The organism is Rhizobium sp. NZLR1 (assembly GCF_017357385.1).
Taxonomy (GTDB): Bacteria; Pseudomonadota; Alphaproteobacteria; order Rhizobiales; family Rhizobiaceae; genus Rhizobium.
The window spans coordinates 1,061,366-1,075,252 of the sequence record NZ_CP071632.1 but is presented as its reverse complement, the minus strand read 5'-3'; the positions used below and the strand labels follow the sequence as shown (position 1 = coordinate 1,075,252).

Annotated in this window: 16 protein-coding genes; 4 read left to right on the top strand and 12 right to left on the bottom strand. The window is 61.8% G+C overall.

Annotation, left to right across the window (positions count from 1 at the left end; genetic code table 11):
* Positions 1 to 44: 44 nt before the first annotated feature.
* From rnhA to J3O30_RS05285, 5 genes are all read right to left on the bottom strand, one after another.
* Entirely contained in the window at positions 45 to 500 is a 456-nt protein-coding gene (gene rnhA, locus J3O30_RS05305) for a ribonuclease HI (RefSeq protein WP_207583223.1), read from the bottom strand.
* Complete coding sequence (locus tag J3O30_RS05300; RefSeq protein ID WP_207583222.1) at positions 497 to 1,462, bottom strand: homoserine kinase; 966 nt, start codon at positions 1,460 to 1,462, stop codon at positions 497 to 499. The genes rnhA and J3O30_RS05300 overlap by 4 nt, the downstream gene beginning before the upstream one ends.
* A gap of 80 nt (positions 1,463 to 1,542) precedes the next feature.
* On the bottom strand, positions 1,543 to 2,544 hold the full coding sequence (ispH, locus tag J3O30_RS05295) for a 4-hydroxy-3-methylbut-2-enyl diphosphate reductase (protein WP_207583221.1): 1,002 nt from the start codon (positions 2,542 to 2,544) through the stop codon (positions 1,543 to 1,545).
* Between the two features lie 63 nt (positions 2,545 to 2,607).
* Complete coding sequence (locus J3O30_RS05290) at positions 2,608 to 3,363, bottom strand: SURF1 family protein (RefSeq protein ID WP_207583220.1); 756 nt, start codon at positions 3,361 to 3,363, stop codon at positions 2,608 to 2,610.
* On the bottom strand, positions 3,356 to 3,736 hold the full coding sequence (locus tag J3O30_RS05285; RefSeq protein WP_207583219.1) for a DUF983 domain-containing protein: 381 nt from the start codon (positions 3,734 to 3,736) through the stop codon (positions 3,356 to 3,358). Before J3O30_RS05285 ends, J3O30_RS05290 begins: the two co-directional genes overlap by 8 nt.
* A 119-nt stretch (positions 3,737 to 3,855) precedes the next feature.
* On the opposite strand from J3O30_RS05285, the gene J3O30_RS05280 reads away from it, so the two are divergent.
* Together J3O30_RS05280 and J3O30_RS05275 are read left to right on the top strand one after the other, a co-directional pair.
* Positions 3,856 to 4,497 (top strand): chloramphenicol phosphotransferase, encoded by a 642-nt coding sequence (locus tag J3O30_RS05280; protein WP_207583218.1) that lies wholly within the window; start codon positions 3,856 to 3,858, stop codon positions 4,495 to 4,497.
* Positions 4,497 to 4,937: a GNAT family N-acetyltransferase gene (locus J3O30_RS05275; RefSeq protein ID WP_207583217.1), complete on the top strand. Its 441-nt coding sequence runs from the start codon at positions 4,497 to 4,499 to the stop codon at positions 4,935 to 4,937. Before J3O30_RS05280 ends, J3O30_RS05275 begins: the two co-directional genes overlap by 1 nt.
* A 31-nt stretch (positions 4,938 to 4,968) precedes the next feature.
* On the opposite strand, the gene plsY is transcribed toward J3O30_RS05275, so the two are convergent.
* The 7 genes from plsY to coxB form a co-directional block, all read right to left on the bottom strand.
* Positions 4,969 to 5,646, bottom strand: a complete 678-nt coding sequence (gene plsY, locus J3O30_RS05270; protein WP_207583216.1) for a glycerol-3-phosphate 1-O-acyltransferase PlsY — start codon at positions 5,644 to 5,646, stop codon at positions 4,969 to 4,971.
* A 118-nt stretch (positions 5,647 to 5,764) separates the two neighbouring features.
* Positions 5,765 to 6,643: a cytochrome c oxidase subunit 3 gene (locus tag J3O30_RS05265; protein ID WP_207583215.1), complete on the bottom strand. Its 879-nt coding sequence runs from the start codon at positions 6,641 to 6,643 to the stop codon at positions 5,765 to 5,767.
* A 60-nt stretch (positions 6,644 to 6,703) separates the two neighbouring features.
* Positions 6,704 to 7,312 carry a cytochrome c oxidase assembly protein gene (locus tag J3O30_RS05260; protein WP_207583214.1) on the bottom strand — a complete coding sequence of 203 codons (609 nt, stop codon included), beginning with the start codon at positions 7,310 to 7,312 and terminating at the stop codon, positions 6,704 to 6,706.
* Complete coding sequence (locus J3O30_RS05255) at positions 7,309 to 7,449, bottom strand: hypothetical protein (RefSeq protein WP_207583213.1); 141 nt, start codon at positions 7,447 to 7,449, stop codon at positions 7,309 to 7,311. The genes J3O30_RS05260 and J3O30_RS05255 overlap by 4 nt, the downstream gene beginning before the upstream one ends.
* On the bottom strand, positions 7,449 to 8,399 hold the full coding sequence (locus J3O30_RS05250) for a heme o synthase (RefSeq protein WP_207583212.1): 951 nt from the start codon (positions 8,397 to 8,399) through the stop codon (positions 7,449 to 7,451). Before J3O30_RS05250 ends, J3O30_RS05255 begins: the two co-directional genes overlap by 1 nt.
* Positions 8,400 to 8,465: 66 nt before the next feature.
* On the bottom strand, positions 8,466 to 10,172 hold the full coding sequence (ctaD, locus tag J3O30_RS05245) for a cytochrome c oxidase subunit I (protein WP_207583211.1): 1,707 nt from the start codon (positions 10,170 to 10,172) through the stop codon (positions 8,466 to 8,468).
* 17 nt (positions 10,173 to 10,189) lie between these two features.
* On the bottom strand, positions 10,190 to 11,074 hold the full coding sequence (gene coxB, locus J3O30_RS05240) for a cytochrome c oxidase subunit II (protein WP_207583210.1): 885 nt from the start codon (positions 11,072 to 11,074) through the stop codon (positions 10,190 to 10,192).
* Positions 11,075 to 11,391: 317 nt separating this feature from the next.
* Here coxB and J3O30_RS05235 point away from each other — a divergent pair, with 317 nt between their 5' ends.
* Together J3O30_RS05235 and tldD are read left to right on the top strand one after the other, a co-directional pair.
* Positions 11,392 to 12,057, top strand: a complete 666-nt coding sequence (locus tag J3O30_RS05235; RefSeq protein ID WP_207583209.1) for an invasion associated locus B family protein — start codon at positions 11,392 to 11,394, stop codon at positions 12,055 to 12,057.
* A gap of 399 nt (positions 12,058 to 12,456) precedes the next feature.
* The gene (gene tldD / locus J3O30_RS05230) at positions 12,457 to 13,872 is read left to right on the top strand and encodes a metalloprotease TldD (RefSeq protein ID WP_207583208.1); all 1,416 of its coding nucleotides are present in this window, start codon (positions 12,457 to 12,459) and stop codon (positions 13,870 to 13,872) included.
* The last annotated feature ends 15 nt before the right edge of the window (positions 13,873 to 13,887 follow it).

Here is a 13,887-nt window from a genome sequence, read left to right as displayed (position 1 = left end):
CCTCGAGCAGCAGGAGAAACAATCCTGCCCATTATCCGGCTTACTTAGAACGAAACCGCCTTGCCCTTCTTGAACGGCTCCATGCCCCTGCGTGCAAGTTCATCGGCGCGTTCGTTTTCCGGGTGGCCGGCGTGGCCCTTGACCCAGTGCAGCGTCACCGTGTGGCGGTTGCGGGCTTCTTCCAGCGCCTGCCAGAGCTCGGCATTCTTCACCGGCTTCTTGTCGGCGGTCTTCCAGCCGTTTTTCTTCCAGCCGAAAATCCACTTGGAGATGCCGTCCTTGACATAGGCGCTGTCGGTATAGAGATCGACCTCGCACGGGCTCTTCAATGCCTGCAACGCCGAGATTGCCGCCAGCAGTTCCATGCGGTTGTTGGTGGTATCCGCCTCGCCGCCGCACAGCTCTTTTTCGGTGTCGCCATAACGCAGCACCGCGCCCCAGCCGCCGGGGCCGGGATTGCCGGAGCATGCGCCGTCGGTGAAGATATCGACGTGTTTCATAGGCTCAATCCATATTCGGCCGGCGATTTGATCTGCCGGTGGAAGCGCAGTTTGCGGAGATATTCAAGCGGGTCCTTCTTGGTGACCATGGCGCCCTCAGGCGTCGTCAGCCAGTCATAGAGCCGCGTCAGGAAGAACCGCAGCGCCGAACCGCGCGACAGCACCGGCAAGGCGGCGATTTCGGCTTCGCTCAACGGGCGCACGCTCTGGTAACCCTCGAGCATCGCCGTGCCCTTGGTGATGTTGTAAGCGCCGTCCTTTTCGAAACACCAGGCATTCAGGCAGATCGAGACGTCATAGGCGAGCAGGTCGTTGCAGGCGAAATAGAAATCGATCAGGCCGGAGAGCCGATCGCCGAGGAAGAAGACATTGTCGGGGAAGAGGTCGGCGTGGATGACGCCAGCCGGCAGGCCCTTCGGCCAGGCGGCGGAGAGGAAATCGAGTTCGCTGCGGATCTCGTTCTGCAGGCCGGGCTCGACCTCGCCGGCGCGTGCCTCGGACTTCTCCCAGAGCGATTGCCAGCCGTCGATCGAAAGCGCGTTCGGGCGCTTCAGCGCGAAACCTTCGCCGGCGACATGCATTTCGGCCAGCGCCCGGCCGACCTCGCGGCAATGCTTGGCTTCCGGCTTTCTGAGCCACATGCCTTCGAGGAAGGAAATCAGCGCCGCCGGGCGGCCGGAAAGCGAACCGAGCAGCGCGCCATCGCGGCGCGGCAGCGGCAGCGGGCAGGACAAGCCGCGGGCGGCAAGATGCTGCATCAGGCCGAGAAAAAACGGCAGATCGGTCTTTTCCACCCGCTTCTCATAGAGCGTCAGGATCAGCGGGTCCTTGGAGGTGTGCAGCAGGAAATTGGAGTTTTCGACGCCTTCGGCGATCCCCTTGTAGGAGAGCAGCGTGCCCGCGTCATATTCCGTCAGGAACCATTTCAGATCGTCTTCGGCGATATCGGTATAGACTGCCAAGTGAGGTCTCGCCTTCATGCATTGCTGTTATTGGATCCACCGGACTGACGATCCGGGGTCGCGATAGGGTTTTAAAATGATCAGCCGTTGACGAAGGCCATGTCGGCCGCCGTCAGCTCGATGCTGCGCAATTCGCGATTGACGAGGAAATTTTCGGTCTCCCGCACCGTTTCGGCCAGCTCGACGCGGGCGTCGAAGCGGGCGCGGAACGCCTCGATGATCTCATTGACGATGACCTCGGGAGCGGAGGCGCCGGCGGAAAGGCCGAGCGTCGAAATCGTGCCGATCTCGTTCCAGTCGAGTTCGGCGGCGCGCTGCACCAGGATCGATTTCTTCGCCCCTGCCCTCAGCGCCACTTCGACGAGGCGCCTGGAATTGGAGGAATTCGGCGCGCCGACGATGATGAAGAGATCGCAGCCGGGAGCTGCCTGCTTCACCACTTCCTGGCGGTTGGTCGTCGCATAACAGATCGAGTCCGCTGCCGGCGCCGTCAGATTCGGGAAGCGCTCGTGCAGGCGGGTGATGACGCCGGCGGTATCGTCGACCGACAGCGTCGTCTGGGTGACATAGCCAAGATTGTCGGCGTCAACGGGAACATAGGCGTCGGCATCCTCGATCGTCTCGATCAGCGAAACCGAACCCTCCGGCAGCTGCCCCATCGTGCCGATCACCTCGGGGTGGCCGGCATGGCCGATGAGGACGACATGGCGGCCGAGGCGATTGTGGCGCATCGCCTGCTTGTGGACCTTGGAGACCAGCGGGCAGGTGGCGTCGAGATAGAACAGGTTGCGGCTCGCCGCATCCTCCGGCACGGATTTCGGCACGCCATGGGCTGAAAAGACCACCGGCTGGGCGCGATGCTCGGCCGGGATCTCGTCGAGCTCCTCGACGAAGACGGCGCCCTTGGCCTCCAGCCCCTCGACGACGTAGCGATTGTGGACGATCTCGTGGCGCACATAGACTGGCGCGCCATAGGATTTCAGCGCCAGCACGACGATCTGGATGGCGCGGTCGACGCCGGCGCAGAAGCCGCGCGGGCCGCAGAGCCTGATCGTCAAAGGAGGTTTCGCCGCAATATTCATGTCTGTTCCGGGTTGAGAGATTTAGGGACCTCTAGCCCAATATAAGCGAGAATTGAAGCGATACTATTGCGCAGGCTGCTTGCCGGGTTTGCGGAACCAGGAGATCCCGACCACGGTGACGAGCACGGCGGCAAGCCCGTACCAGGTGAAGGCATATTGCAGGTGGTCGTTCGGCAGAGCCACTTGGGTGACGCCGCCGATCGGCAGGCCGGCCGGATTGGGGGTGGAATCTGCATCGACGAAAAACGGAATGACGCGCGCCTTGTCCAGCCCGACGCTTTCGGCCATGACGTCGAGATCTTTCCAGTAGAAGATGTTCTTGGCGACGTCGTTGTCCGGCACCACCCAGGAGGGTTTGCCGGGAAGTTTTTCGCGGGCCAGGCCGGTGACGGTCTGCTGGTCGGTCAGCTGGCCCTGCATGCGCATTTCCGGCTCCTTGTTCTCATAGGGAACGAAGCCGCGATTGACCAAGAGCGTGCGCCCGTCGGCAAGCTCGAGGGGCGTATAGACGTAGAAGCCGGTCTGGCCGCGCCAGGTGGCGAAGAAGTGCCGCTCCTTGTTGTTGATATAGCGGCCGGTGGCGGTGACCCTGCGATATTCGATGTCGCCGCCGCTTGCTGCCATCGCCTCGATATCGGCAAGCGGAACGGGGGCAGCCAGCTGGCGCGCGGCGATATCGGCAAGCAGGCCTTCCTTCCAGTGGAGGCGTTCCACCTGCCAGGTGCCGAGCGAAATCAGGATGGCAAGGGCGATCAGTACCAGGATGCCGGTGATGACAGGCAGCCGGCGGCGCGGCATTACGTGCTCTATATCAGTCACTCAGGCGTCCTTCGCGGGCATTATGGCGGTATTGCATGGCGATCAGGATGCCCTTGAACCAGCGCAGCGTCAGCAGCGACAGGATAATCGTCAGCGGCCCGAAGAGCAGGATGTGCACCCAGATCGGCGGCCCGTAATTCACCTGCAGCCACAATACCATGCCAATGACGATGAAGCCGACGATGAGGATGACGAAAACGGCCGGGCCGTCACCGGAATCGGCGAAGGAATAATCGAGGCCGCAGGACGCGCAGCGCGGCTTGAGCCCGAGCAGACCATCGAACAGCTTGCCCTGGCCGCAGCGCGGGCAGCAGCCCTTGATGCCTGTCTTGACCGGGTCGACGGGGGGATAATGGGCGCTATCTTCGCTCATGCCATTCCTTCTCGGCAGTCCATGCTGCCTTAACTCTCCCATAAAGTATTCGCATCCCGAATGGAAATGCCTGCGCGTCCACCTGTTGGTGATTCGCGCCAAACAGAAGAAGAAAACTGATGACGAGCGATAACCATGCCGGACAGATCATTATCCTGAACGGTGCGCCGAGAAGCGGAAAATCCAGCATTGCGCGCGCAATCCAGGAGGAATTCGAGGGGCCGTGGATCAACCTCGGCGTCGACAGCTACAATACCATGACGCCGAAGCGTTTCCTGCCCGGCATCGGCCTGAGGCCCGGCGGTGAGCGGCCGGAACTCGAAGAACTGGTGCCGTTCCTCTATGCGGCCCTTTATGAGTCGATCGCCATCCACGCCGGATTGGGGCTCAATGTAGTGGCCGATCTCGGCCATCATGACAGCTACTCGCAGCCGCTCGGCATCCTCGGCGACTGTACCCGACGCCTGGAAGGCTTTTCCGTGCTGTTCGTCGGCGTGCACTGTCCGATCGAGACGATCATGCAGCGGCGGGAATTCAAACAAGAAGGCCGCGAGACACTCTATCTCCGCGCCAGCGAAGCGGTGCCGGTCCCCGAGCCGGTGCAGCGCTGGCAGGATGAAGTGCACCGGCCGGGCATCTATGACATGGAGGTCGATACGTCGGTGCTCACCGCGCTCGAATGCGCCGAGGCGATCCGCTTGCGGCTGGATCTCGGCATTCCAGTGCCTTCGGCTTTCGAGCGGATTGCTGGCGCGCGCTGATGGCTATAGAACTTCAGCAGGTGAAAGAGGCCGCGGGCTGGCAAGCCTATCATGCCATTCGGCGGCATGTATTGTTCGAACTGCGCGGCCTCGACAGTTACGATGACCAGCATCCGGATGAGCATGAGGCGCGCCATATACCGCTCCTGCTGAGGAAGGACGGCGTTGCTCTCGGCACAGTCCGCCTCGATCTGTCGGATGGTGTGACCGGTGTCGTGCGGCTTGTCGCCATCCTGCCGGAACACCAGAGACAAGGGTTCGGGCGGATTTTGATGTCCGAAGTCGAGAAACTATCGGCCAAGCACGGCCTCTGCCGCCTGGAGGTCCATGCCGCGCCGGATGCCGTGCCTTTCTACGAAAAGCTCGGCTGGGTCATGGTCGACACCGACAGAAGCAGTCCGCTCATGGTGAAGGACATTCAATCCGTTCGAGGCACCTGATCGGGCAACAGTCCAGGTCGCGGCTCTGAATTCACGCAGACGTTTTCGATTCCGGGCTGCTTTGCCCCAGGCGCGGCTCCGTCCCCGCCAGCAGTCGCTGGGTGTTGGCGCGATGGCGCGCAATCACATAAACGCCGCCTGCAATCACCAGCAAGCGATAGGGCACCGGCTGCTCCAGACTGCAGATGAGGGCGATCGCGGTCAAAGCCGCCAGCATCGAAGCAAGGGACACAATCCTGAAGACGGCGAGGACGCCGCCAAAAACCGCCACGGCGCCCAAACCCACCGGCCAGGATATTGCGAGCAATACGCCGAGCCCGGTCGCAACGGATTTTCCACCTTTGAAATTCAGCCAGATCGACCGGCTATGGCCCAGCAACACGGCCAATCCGGCCAGGCAAACAGTCCAGGCCAGCCAGGTTTCCAGATCAAGCCCTGGCGGCGTGCCGTACAGCAATCTGTGGAACCAGGGATAAAACCAGCAGGCAAAGAGGATTGCCCCCACGCCTTTCAGCACATCCACCAGGAGAACGGCCGACGCAGGCCACTTCCCCAGCGTTCGCAATACGTTGGTTGCGCCAATCGACCGAGACCCGTGCTCCCTGATATCGATGCCCCTGAGCAGTCTCCCCGCGAGATAACCTGTCGGCATGGAACCGATGAGATAAGCGATCGCCAAACCAACCACGCCAGTTATCCAGAAAACCATGGAGGCACCTCGCCGCTCGAATGTCAGGCAATCATCATTTCGTCGTTTTCGGGCGACACGCATCAAGCCATAAAAAAGGCGGGCACGAGGCCCGCCTTCTATTTGAATATCGCTGCAATCAGCCGGCTGCGACCGGTGCGCCCCAGCCGCCCCAGACGTAGATGCAGAAGAACAGGAACAGCCAGACGACGTCGACGAAGTGCCAGTACCAGGCGGCCGCCTCGAAGCCGAAATGCTGTTTCGGGGTGAAGTCGCCGCGCATCGCGCGGATCAGGCAGACAGCCAGGAAGATCGTGCCGACGAGGACGTGGAAACCGTGGAAGCCGGTCGCCATGAAGAAGGTCGCGCCGTAGATCGAATTCTTGAAGGCGAAGGGCGCGTGGGCATATTCATAGGCCTGCACGCAGGAGAACAGCACGCCGAGCAGCACCGTCAGCGTCAGGCCCTGGATCAGGCCCTTGCGGTCGTTGTGCAACAGCGCATGGTGCGCCCAGGTGACCGTCGTGCCGGAAAGCAGCAGGATGACGGTGTTGTAGATCGGCAGGTGCCAGGGATCGAGGACCTCGATGCCCTTCGGCGGCCAGGTGCCGCCGGTATAGAGCAGGCGCGCGGCCTGAATCGCTTCGTTCGGATAGAGGCTGGCGTCGAAATAGGCCCAGAACCAGGCAACGAAGAACATCACTTCGGAAGCGATGAACATGATCATGCCATAGCGCAGGTGCAGCGAGACGACGCGGGTGTGGGCGCCCTCATGGGCTTCCTTCACCGTATCGGCCCACCAGCCGTACATGACGTAGAGAACCAGCGCGAAGCCGATGTAGAAGAGCCAGGGATTGGCGAGTTCGAAGCCGGCGACCTTGAACGAGCCGCCGTTCAGGTAACGCATGTAGCAGACGCCGCCGATCGCCATGAGGAAGGCGCCGAGCGAGGCGATAATCGGCCACGGGCTCGGATCAATGATGTGATAGTCGTGATTTTTCTGATGAGCATCGGCCATGTATTATCCCCGGATGTCTTCCTTCACTCGGCTCCCGGCTTAGCCGGAAACGAGCCTTGATCAAAGTTTCTTTTCAATCTTTACCGCTCCACCCTCATTCGAAGCCAGCGGCTTCGGACCCTCTTTCGGGTAGAACGTATATGACAGCGTGACCGTACGGATGTTCTTCGATTCCACGGCCTTGACGATTTCCGGATCGATGTAGAACACCACCGGCATGTCGAGCTTCTCGCCCGGCTTCAGGTCCGTTTCCGTAAAACAGAAACATTGCACCTTGTTGAAATAGACGCCCGCCTCGCCCGGCGTGACGTTGAAAACCGCCTGGCCGCGCTGGGTTTCGTTCGAACGATTCTCGGCGGTGAAATGGACCTTTATCGTTTCGCCAATCTTCGGATTGACCTCGCGCTCGACCGGCTTGAAGTCCCATTGCAGGCCGGGCGCGACATTGGCGTCGAAGGTGACGCGCATCGTGCGGTCGAGCACGACGCTCGACACCTGGTCGACGCGCTGGGTCGTACCGTTATAACCGGTGACCTGGCAGAAGATCCGGTAGAGCGGCACGGCAGCGTAGCTCATCGCGCCCATGCCGAAAACGAAGCTCAGGCACATCATCACCACGGCGCCGTTGTTGCGGCCCGGCTTTTTCGGTGCGGCGGCGTTGTCGCTCATCCCGCCGTTCCCCCGCCGATCTTCACGATTGCCATCACGTAGAAGAGAACGACGAGGCCGGCAAGCACCAGCCCCAGGGCGATGTTGCGGTTGCGGCGCGACCTGAGTTGCTTTTCCGTGAGCTTGACCAATTCCATCAGAACCAACCTCCCGTATGCGAGACCAGCACCGACGCCAGCCGGTCGATCATCAAGGCGGAGAACACAGCGAAAAGATAAAAGATCGAGAAGCCGAAGAGCTTCTTTGCCGGGATCATCTTCAGATCGCCGTCGGGCATCCGCCAGACGGCGATGGAACAGTAGATGAAGATCGCGCCGAGGGCGGCGGCCACCAGGCCGTAGCCGAGGCTGGCGAAGCCGAGGAAGGTTGGCAACACCGCGCAGACGGCGGTCAGCACTGCATAGGCGACGATCTGATGTTTGGTCACCCGCTCGCCGGCGACGTTCGGCAGCATCGGCACGCCGACGGCCTCGTAATCGCGCATCTTGAACAGCGCCAGCGCCCAGAAATGCGCCGGCGTCCACAGGAAGATGATCAGGAAAAGCACGGTGCTCTCGATCGTCACACTATCGGTCACGCAGGCCCAGCCTATCATCGGCGGAAAGGCGCCGGCAGCACCGCCGATGACGATGTTCTGCGGCGTCGAGCGCTTCAGCCACATGGTGTAGACGACGGCGTAGAAGAAGATGGTGAAGGCAAGGATGCCGGCCGAGAGCCAGTTGACGGCAAGGCCGAGGATCACCACCGAAAAGCCCGAAAGCACCAGGCCGAAGGCCAGCGCTTCCGAGGGGGCGATGCGGCCGGCCGGGATCGGACGATTGGCGGTGCGGCTCATGATGGCATCGATGTCGGCATCGTACCACATGTTCAGAGCGCCGGAGGCGCCGGCGCCGACGGCGATACAGAGAATGGCGATCAGGCCGAGGACGGGATGGATGTGGCCCGGCGCCAGCACCAGGCCGGCAAGGGCGGTGAACACCACGAGCGACATCACCCGCGGCTTCAGCAATTCGAAATAATCGCGTGCACTCGCTTCCGACAATTCGCCGTCCTTTGCAAGCGTCCCGTGATTGTCGATGACCGTCATCATTCCGTCCTGAATGTCAGAATATCAGGACGCCGTATCGAATGCGGCGTCCTGACACCCGCGCAATTACTTGATGCGCGGAAGCTGTTCCCACTGGTGATAGGGCGGCGGCGAAGGCAGCTGCCATTCGAGCGTCGTCGCACCCTCGCCCCACGGATTGTCGCCGGCGACGCGCTTCTTGGCGAAGGCTTCGAAGACGCCGAAGAGGAAGATCAGCACGCCGAAGGCCGAGATGTAGGAGCCGATGGAGGACACATAGTTCCAGCCGGCAAAGGCATCCGGATAATCGATGTAGCGGCGCGGCATGCCGGCAAGGCCGAGGAAATGCTGCGGGAAGAACACCAGGTTGACGCCGATGAACATGACCCAGAAGTGCAGCTTGCCGACCAACTCGTTGTACATGTAGCCGGTCATCTTCGGGAACCAGTAGTACCAGCCGGCGAAGATCGCGAAGACGGCGCCGAGCGACAGAACGTAGTGGAAGTGGGCCACGACGTAATAAGTGTCATGCAGCGAGCGGTCGAGACCGGCATTGGCGAGCTGGACGCCGGTAACGCCGCCGACCGTGAACAGGAAGATGAAGCCGATCGCCCAGAGCATCGGCGTGCGGAACGAGATCGAGCCGCCCCACATCGTCGCGATCCAGGAGAAGATCTTCACACCGGTGGGAACGGCGATGACCATCGTCGCGAAGACGAAGTAGCGCTGCGCGTCGAGCGACAGGCCGACCGTATACATGTGGTGGGCCCAGACGACGAAGCCGACGGCGCCGATCGCGACCATGGCGTAGGCCATGCCGAGGTAGCCGAAGATCGGCTTCTTCGAGAAGGTCGAGATGATGTGGCTGACCATGCCGAAGCCCGGCAGGATGAGGATGTAGACCTCGGGGTGACCGAAGAACCAGAACAGGTGCTGGTAGAGGATCGGGTCGCCGCCGCCTTCCGGAGAGAAGAAGGAGGTGCCGAAGTTACGGTCGGTGAGCAGCATGGTGATACCGCCTGCCAGGACCGGCAGCGACAGCAACAGCAGGAAGGCGGTGATCAGCACCGACCAGGCAAACAGCGGCATCTTGTGCAGCGTCATGCCGGGAGCGCGCATGTTGAGGATCGTGGTGATGAAGTTGATCGCACCGAGGATCGACGAGGCGCCGGCAATATGGAGCGCGAAGATCGCAAGGTCGACCGCCGGACCGGGCGTACCGGTTGTTGCCAGTGGCGGATACATCGTCCAGCCGCCGCCGGTACCGTAAGCGCCTGCCGGGCCCTCGACGAACATCGACAGCAAGAGCAGCGCGAAGGCCGGAACGATCAGCCAGAAGGAGATGTTGTTCAGACGCGGGAAGGCCATGTCGGGCGCGCCGATCATGATCGGCACCATCCAATTGGCGAAACCGCCGATCATCGCCGGCATGACCATGAAGAAGATCATGATCAGCGCGTGGGCCGTGGTGAACATGTTGAACATCTGCTTGGCGCCGTCGATGGCGGCATCGCCCTCATAGCCGTAGACCATCGAGGCCAGGCCATGGAAGATCTGGATGCCCGGCTCCTGCAGCTCCATGCGCATGGCGACGGAAAGCGCGCCGCCGATGATGCCGGCAATGATCGCGAAGATCAGATAAAGCGTGCCGATGTCCTTGTGGTTCGTCGAGAACAGCCAGCGATTGGCAAAGCTCGGCTTGTGCGCATGGTGATCACCGTGCCCATGATCGTGATCATCATGCGCGTGGTCGTGATCATGAGAATGATCGTCGTGAGCGGAAGGTCCAGCCATTGTCCCGGTCCCCTTAATTACTGTGCTTCGGCGACGTCGAGGGTCTTTGCGGGACCATCGGTTGCGGCCATGAGTGTCTTGTAGGCGCCGGGCAGGTCGCTGGCGGCTGCGGTCAGCCACTGCTTGTACTTGTCCTCGGAGACGACGCGGATGGCGATCGGCATGAACGCATGGTCCTTGCCGCAGAGCTCGGAACACTGGCCATAGAACAGGCCTTCGCGCTCGGCCTTGAACCAGGTCTCGTTCAGGCGGCCCGGCACGGCATCGATCTTGACGCCGAAGGACGGCATGGCGAAAGCGTGGATGACGTCGGTCGGGGCAGAGGTCACGAGAACGCGGACCGTCTTGTTAACCGGCAGGACCAACTCGTTATCGACGGCGAGAAGCCTGGGATAAACCGACTTGTCTTCCTTGCCGGCCGCGGCGCGGTCCTGATCCTTCAGCAGGTAGCTGTCGAAAGCGAGCGGGCTGTCGCCCGAACCTTCATATTCGTAGTTCCACTGCCACTGGGTGGCGGTTGCCTTGATCGTCACATCGGGGTTTTCGGGCAGCGTCAGCTGCGCCGTCAGCAGGTTGAACGAGGGAATCGCAAGAAGAAGCAGCACCAGGACCGGCCCCACGGTCCAGGCAATCTCGATCAGCGTGTTGTGGCTCGTCCTCGAGGGAACCGGGTTCGCGCTGGCGCGGAACTTGAAGCAGACGACGATGAGCAGGACCAGAACGAAGAGCGTGATCGGAACGATAAACCACAGGGTATATTGTTCGAACCAGTGGATCTCCCGCATGATCGGCGTTGCCGCCGGCTGCAGCGTCGCCTGCCACGGCATTGGCTGGTCGGCATATGTGCCGGAAGCAAAAAGCAGACAGACCAGCGCGGTCAGAGCTGCATAAGCCTTCTTCATCACCTTATTATCTCCCTCGAGCGCTTGACCTGCAAAATAGGACGCAGAATCCTTGCCATCTTCAGCGCTTCAAACCACAGTTTGGCATTTGCCGCAACAGGTCAGAGCAATTGTCTATGCGGCATTTTTGCTGAAAGCACAGGCAGGCCAGAACGGCAAAACATCCCAAGTTTTTCATCAGCATATGAAAAATCGGCTTTCCGGCCAACCCGCGCGCCACACATTATTTCCGAAAGGTCCAATTTCCGCCGCAGTCCCCCGGTTTTCACGGGGTGGGGCTTTTCATTTTTGGTGGGCAGCTTCAACAATAGCCGCAAATGATTCGATATCCAGAGGTTTCCATGGGTTTCCGTTCCCTCGCGCAGTCGCTTCTCGTGACCGCCAGCATCGCGGCCGCAGCGACGACGCCCGTTTTCGCACAACAGCAACCCACGCCGGCCCAGGCCAAACCGCCGGCTGCCGCCCCTGCCCCGGCTCCCGCTACGACGCCGCAGCAGCCGAGTGCGGCCAGTCCGAATATCCAGGTGACACCCGGCCAGACCCAGCCGCAGGCGCCGGGCACGGTGAAATCCAATCACGGCGCATGGTCCGTCGTCTGCGACAAGCCGGCAGGCGCCTCGACCGAACAATGCGCGCTGATGCAGAACGTCATCGCCGAGGATCGGCCGGAGGTCGGGCTTTCCGTCGTCGTGCTGAAGACGGCCGACCGCAAGTCGAAGATTCTCCGCGTGCTGGCGCCGCTCGGCGTGCTGCTGCCGAACGGCCTCGGCCTCAATGTCGACGGCAAGGATATCGGCCGTGCCTATTTCGTCCGCTGCTTCGCCGATGGCTGTTATGCCGAGGTCGTGCTCGAGGACGAACTGCTGAAAACCTTCCGCAGCGGCGCCCAGGCAACCTTCATCGTCTTCCAGACACCCGAAGAAGGCATCGGCATCCCGGTCGACCTCAAGGGCTTCGCCGAAGGCTTCGACGCGCTGCCTTGAGGGCTATGCGAGCGTAGCGCAACTACGCTCGCCCCCTCCCCCGTCGCTGTACTTGCTCCATAGGCTTATCCCACCCTCCGTCATGCTCGGGCTTGACCCGAGCATCCACGCGGCACCCTCGGTGGCGGGGATGGATCCTCGGCTCAAGGCCGAGGATGACGGAGGATAGGGTGACGTTCCAGCCAAACTTGACGCTGGCGCGGGGAAAGCCATCCGGCGGGAGCGCCCCTGCAGGGCAATGCGACAAAACACTTATATCTCCTTCGCGCGCACTCCCATCTCCTGAGATGAACTTGCTCAACAAAGAAAATTCGACGGCAGGGCTTCACTCTTTGTCGGTTGGAGCCCTATCTAAGTGCGTAAGCGCATTTCTGAACGTATGCCCATTGGAGCCAGACCATGACCACCGATCTCCTGACGCTATTCGATGCCGACGAAGCCACGATGCGTGGTCTGGTCGCCGAGGCGCTCGCCGGCGCGGATGATGGCGAGCTGTTTATCGAGCATGCGCAGGCCGAAGCGCTGACCTTCGACAATGGCCGGCTGAAGGGCGGCAGCTTCAACACCGAGCAGGGGTTCGGCCTGCGCGCCGTTGCCGGCGAAGCGGTCGGTTTCGCCCATGCCGGCGATCTCTCGGTGGCGGCGCTGAAGCGGGCGGCGGATGCGGTCGGCGCAGTGACACGCGGCTACTCCGGCACTTACGCCGCTGCCCCCCAGCGCACCAACAAGAAATTCTACGGCGACCAGAACCCGATCGGCCAGCCGAGCTTCGAGGAAAAGGTCAAGGTCCTGCAGGACATCGACGCCTATCTCAGGGGCAAGAACGACAAGGTGCGGCAGGTGACGGCCTCGGTTGCGGCGAGCTGGCAGGTGGTCGACATCCTGCGCGCCGACGGACATCGCGTGCGCGACATCAGGCCGATGACGCGCATCAACATTTCGGTGATGGTCGGCGAAGGCGATCGGCAGGAAAGCGGCTCCTACGGCAGCGGCGGGCGCATCGGCTTCGGCGACTTCATCGCCGAGGGCAGCTGGCAATATGGCGCCGACGAGGCGCTGCGCCAGGCGCTCGTCAACCTTGAGGCGATCGATGCGCCGGCGGGCACGATGGATGTCGTTCTCGGCTCCGGCTGGCCGGGCGTGATGCTGCACGAGGCCGTCGGCCACGGGCTGGAAGGCGATTTCAACCGCAAGAAGACGTCGGCCTTTGCCGGCCTGCTCGGCCAGATGGCCGCCGCCCCCGGTGTCACCGTCGTCGACGACGGCACGATCGACAACCGCCGCGGCTCGATCACCATCGACGATGAGGGCACTCCCTCCGGCTATAATGTGCTGATCGAGAACGGCAAGCTGGTCGGCTATATGCAGGATCGCCAAAATGCTCGGCTGATGGGTATGGCGCCGACCGGCAACGGCCGCCGCCAGGGTTATGCCCATGTGCCGATGCCGCGCATGACCAACACCTATATGCTTGGCGGCGACAAGCCGCCTGAGGAAATCATCGCCTCGGTGAAGAAGGGCATCTATGCCGTCTCCTTCGGCGGCGGCCAGGTGGATATCACCTCCGGCAAGTTCGTCTTCGGCTGCACCGAGGCCTATCTGATCGAAAACGGCAAGGTCGGCGCGCCGATCAAGGGCGCGATGCTGATCGGCAACGGCCCGGATGCGATGAAGCGGGTATCGATGATCGGCAACGACATGAAACTCGATACCGGCATCGGCAATTGCGGCAAGGGCGGCCAATGGGTTCCCGTCGGCGTCGGCCAGCCGCATCTGCGCATGGATCAGGTGACGGTCGGCGGCACCCAGACCTGAGGCGAAAGGAGCCTG

Bases quoted from the DNA above. Each gene is read 5' to 3' on its own strand.
- rnhA (WP_207583223.1), bottom strand. From the start codon at position 500: ATGAAACACGTCGATATCTTCACCGACGGCGCATGCTCCGGCAATCCC.
- ispH (WP_207583221.1), bottom strand. From the start codon at position 2,544: ATGAATATTGCGGCGAAACCTCCTTTGACGATCAGGCTCTGCGGCCCG.
- J3O30_RS05285 (WP_207583219.1), bottom strand. From the start codon at position 3,736: ATGAGCGAAGATAGCGCCCATTATCCCCCCGTCGACCCGGTCAAGACA.
- J3O30_RS05280 (WP_207583218.1), top strand. From the start codon at position 3,856: ATGACGAGCGATAACCATGCCGGACAGATCATTATCCTGAACGGTGCG.
- J3O30_RS05275 (WP_207583217.1), top strand. From the start codon at position 4,497: ATGGCTATAGAACTTCAGCAGGTGAAAGAGGCCGCGGGCTGGCAAGCC.
- plsY (WP_207583216.1), bottom strand. From the start codon at position 5,646: ATGGTTTTCTGGATAACTGGCGTGGTTGGTTTGGCGATCGCTTATCTC.
- J3O30_RS05265 (WP_207583215.1), bottom strand. From the start codon at position 6,643: ATGGCCGATGCTCATCAGAAAAATCACGACTATCACATCATTGATCCG.
- J3O30_RS05260 (WP_207583214.1), bottom strand. From the start codon at position 7,312: ATGAGCGACAACGCCGCCGCACCGAAAAAGCCGGGCCGCAACAACGGC.
- J3O30_RS05255 (WP_207583213.1), bottom strand. From the start codon at position 7,449: ATGGAATTGGTCAAGCTCACGGAAAAGCAACTCAGGTCGCGCCGCAAC.
- J3O30_RS05250 (WP_207583212.1), bottom strand. From the start codon at position 8,399: ATGACGGTCATCGACAATCACGGGACGCTTGCAAAGGACGGCGAATTG.
- ctaD (WP_207583211.1), bottom strand. From the start codon at position 10,172: ATGGCTGGACCTTCCGCTCACGACGATCATTCTCATGATCACGACCAC.
- coxB (WP_207583210.1), bottom strand. From the start codon at position 11,074: ATGAAGAAGGCTTATGCAGCTCTGACCGCGCTGGTCTGTCTGCTTTTT.
- J3O30_RS05235 (WP_207583209.1), top strand. From the start codon at position 11,392: ATGATTCGATATCCAGAGGTTTCCATGGGTTTCCGTTCCCTCGCGCAG.
- tldD (WP_207583208.1), top strand. From the start codon at position 12,457: ATGACCACCGATCTCCTGACGCTATTCGATGCCGACGAAGCCACGATG.